Here is a 3939-nt window from a genome sequence, read left to right on the forward strand (position 1 = left end):
GCACACAGCTCTACAGCGGGACCTTCGGCGCGGGGGCGATCCGCTTCTCCGCCGACGGCCCGGTCACGTCCACCTACTACAACGCGATCGGGTACAACCCCGCGGACAACTACATCTACGGAATCCGGAGTGACAACCTCGCCCTCTGGCGGATCGACGCCAACGGCGCCGTCACCGGCTACGGACCGGTGACGGGCCTGCCCGCCAAGGGAACGGTCATCGGCGGGACCGCGTTCGTGGGGCTCAATGTCGGCGCCTTCGGACCCGACGGCTATTTGTACGCGATGCAGGGCACGGTCCCGCGGATGTGGGCGATCGACGTCACGACGAACAAGGTGGTCAAGACGATCAACCTGACCACGTCCCCCGGCGTGGCGGATATGGTGTATTCCAACGGGTACTACTGGGGAGCGGACGTCAACGGCAGGATTGTGCGGATCAATCCGAACACCGGCGGCGTCGAAGCCTTCGCGAGTGCCGTTCCGGGGGGCGGCTACGGCGGCATGTTCACCTACGGCAACGGTGACATCGGGTTCTACAACAATGCCGGGACGTTGTACCGGGTGGCGATCACGAACGCGGGCACGGCGTCGCCGACCTTCCGGGTCATCTCCACCCAGGTCGGTCCCGCTTCGTCCGGTAACGACGCCACGTCCTGTATCGCGCCCGCGACCGACCTGAGTATCACGAAGGCGGTTTCCCCGACATCCGATGAGAATGCCCCGCTCCCGGCCGGCACCACGGTGACCTACACGCTGATCGTGCACAACAACGGCCCGGCGAATTCGTCGGGGTACTCGGTGAGTGATCAGCTTCCTGCGGGCCTGTCGAACGTGACGACGAGTACGCCAGGGTGCACCATCACGGGCAGCGCGCTGAGTTGCACCGGTGGTGCGCTCGCCGTGGGCGCGGACGCCGTGATCACCCTCACCGGGGTGGCCGACGGTTCGGCGACCGCGTTGACCAACAGCGCGAGCGTGCGGGGCAACGAGGCCGATCCGAACCCGGCGAACGACACGTCGAACGAGGTGGTGACCGTGGTGGATGTGCCGCTGGTCCCGGCGGCCGCCGCGGCTGGCTTCTTCGGTGTTGCCGGTCTTGGTTTCGGCCTGCGCCGCCGCTCCCGCCGCAAGGCAACCATGAACGCCTGACCACCGGACCTCGGGGCGGTGCCGTGAAGGGTCCCTTCACGGCACCGCCCCGGAGCTGCGGGAGGGGCCCGAGCGGGTAGGTCGGTGTGGGGGAGTTCTTTCGGGCGGTAATCAGGAAAGGCGGGCGAATCCGGTCTTCCCGGCGTCAGTGTCCACCTCGGAGAGAGGTAGTTCATGGTCGCCACAAGGATGAGACGCGTCGGCATGCTGGCGCTGGCCACGGCCGTGGTGGGTAGTGGTCTGGTGTTCGGGGCGGGAACGGCGTCGGCGGCGACGCCGTTCACCTGTGCGGGCCAGGTGTTCCTGGCCCAGAGCGTCGGCAACGGAACTCAGCTTTACACCGGCACCTTCGGTGCCGGAGCGATCGGGTTCACCGCCGTCGGCCCGGTCACGTCCACCTACTACAACGCGATCGGGTACAACCCCGCGGACAACTACATCTACGGTATCCGAAGCGACTCCCACAGTGCCTTGTGGCGGATCGACGCCACCGGCACCGTCACCGGCTACGGCGCGGTGACGGGTCTGCCGCAGCCGGGGACCGTCATCGGTGGAGCCACCCTCGGCGGTATGAACGTTGGTGGCTTCGGCCCCGACGGGTTCTTGCATGTAACGGCGAGCAACATCCCGCGGATGTGGGCGATCAACGTCGCGACGAACACGGTGGTCAAGACGATCAACCTGACCACGGCATCGAACGTGTCCGACATGGTGTACTCCAACGGGTACTTCTGGGGCGCGGACCTCAACGGTGGGATTGTGCGGATCAACCCGAACACCGGCGGCGTGGAGACCTTCGCGGCTGCTCTCCCGGCGGGTGCCTATGGTGGCGTTTTCACCTACGGCAACGGTGACATCGGCTTCTACGACAACGCCGGGAAGCTGTACCGGGTGGCGGTCACGAACGCGGGCACGGCCTCGCCGACCTTCCAGATCATTTCCACCCAGGCCGGTCCTTCTTCCGGCGGAAATGATGCGACTTCGTGTGTGGCTCCGGCGACGGATCTGAGTATTACCAAGGTGGCCGACCCGTCGTACCCGGCGAGCGGTCCGGTCCCGGTCGGTACGAAGGTGACGTACACGTTGACGGTGCACAACAATGGTCCGTCGAATTCGTCGGGGTATTCGGTGGCCGACCAGCTTCCGGCGGGGTTGTCGAACGTGACGACGAGTTCGCCCGGTTGCACCGTCACGGGCAGCACGCTCAGCTGCACCGGCGGCGCGCTCATCGCGGGCGCCGACGCGACGATCACCGTGTCCGGGGTGGCCGACGGGACGGCGGCCACGTTGACCAACACAGCGAGCGTGCGCGGCAACGAGGCCGACCCGAATCCGGCGAACGACACGTCGAACCAGGTGGTGACGGTGGTGGACGTTCCGCTGGTGCCGGCGGCCGCCGCCGCGGGCATCTTCGGTGTGGCCGGTCTCGGGTTCGGCCTGCGCCGCCGCTCCCGCCGCAAGGTAGCCACGAGCGCCTGATCCACCCGGTGCGGGCGGGGGAGGGCCGCCCGCACCGGCTTCCCGGTCCCTTGGCGACGGGCGTCATGCCGCTCCTGAGCACTGTCTCAGAATCGGTATGAAACGGTTTCTTCGGCCAGAACGTCACGATCCCGCGTTCAGCGGACGAAGGAATGCATCCATGAGCACTGTGAGCGCGGTACCACCCCCAGGCACGCGTCCGCGCGCGCCCGGTCGCCTGCGGCTGGCGGTCTGCTGGGTCACGATCGTGTCCTGTGTGCCCTACCTGCTGCTCAAGGTGCTGTGGCTGTCCGGGTATTCGGCCGGTGCCGCCGATGCCGGGGGCGCGGCGGAGCTTCTGGACATGAGACACCTCGTGGGCGATGTCGTGACCGCCGGGATGGAGATCGCCGCGGTGGGATTGGTCCTGGCCTTGACCTACCCGTGGGGGCACCGGTTGCCGGTGGTGGTCGTGGCCGGGCCGATCTGGCTGGCGGCCGGGCTGCTGGCGCCGATCGCGGTCGGGCTGCCTCTGGGTTTGGTGGCCCAGGCGTTCGTCGGCGGGGCTCCGGCCCCGGCAGGCAACGGGCTCCAAGGCTGGGTCTACGTTCTCGTCTACGGTGGGTTCGCCGTACAGGCGATCGGCTTGCCCATGGCGTTCGTCGGTCATGCGCGAGACCGCTGGCCCGGGGTGTTCCGGATGCGCATGGCACAGTTGCGGTCCGCCGCCTCCGGTGATCGCCGGTTCGCGGCGGTCGGTGCCACGATCACGGGCGGGTACGGGGCGATCCTGGCCGTGTGGTCGGTGGCCGCGCCGCGCTGGGGTGGACCGGCGGGCTTCGACACCGTCGCACAGAGAACGGCGTTGCTCGCGACCGGCCTGCTCGTCCTGTCCGGCGCCATCGCCGTTCCGGCGTTGCTGCGGTGGCGAGGAGACCGTCCCGCCGTGGCGCCCTTGGTCGCCGCGTGGATCGGCACCGGCGTGACCGTCACCGCCGGGCCCACCCACATCGCGCTCGGCAACCACGGGAACGTCAGCTCCGTGCTGGTGTCCGTCTCGCTGGTGTCGGTCCTGTCCGGGCTGCTGCTCACGCGCTGCATGATCCGCGCGCTGCCTCACCGCACACCAGGCACGTGAGTCCCGAAGCCCGTCGGCGGCGGTGCCGTGAGGGGCCCCTCGCAGTCAATACGGCTGTGAGGGGCCCCTCACAGGAAAGCAGGCAGGGCCCCGGCAAGAGTCCGGCGCCTTGAGGGGCAACCGGCCCCAGACCGAGCGTGGAACTCAAGCGCCTGAGGGTGGGACACAAGCGCCTGAGGGTGGGACTCGCCG

The 3939-nt window shown here is 68.4% G+C and carries 3 protein-coding genes; all 3 read left to right on the forward strand.

Features of this window, described 5'->3' with window-relative positions:
• Positions 1-1151: DUF11 domain-containing protein (locus FNH05_RS33905; protein WP_144592937.1), on the forward strand; the 1151-nt coding region annotated here is incomplete at its 5' end.
• Between the two features lie 189 nt (positions 1152-1340).
• On the forward strand, positions 1341-2630 hold the full coding sequence (locus FNH05_RS33910) for a DUF11 domain-containing protein (protein WP_246128106.1): 1290 nt from the start codon (positions 1341-1343) through the stop codon (positions 2628-2630).
• 160 nt (positions 2631-2790) lie between these two features.
• A complete protein-coding gene (locus FNH05_RS33915; RefSeq protein ID WP_144592939.1) occupies positions 2791-3747 on the forward strand; it encodes a hypothetical protein in 957 nt (318 codons plus the stop codon).
• Positions 3748-3939 lie beyond the last annotated feature (192 nt).

It is taken from the genome of Amycolatopsis rhizosphaerae (assembly GCF_007713715.1).
Taxonomy (GTDB): domain Bacteria; phylum Actinomycetota; class Actinomycetes; order Mycobacteriales; family Pseudonocardiaceae; genus Amycolatopsis_E; species Amycolatopsis_E rhizosphaerae.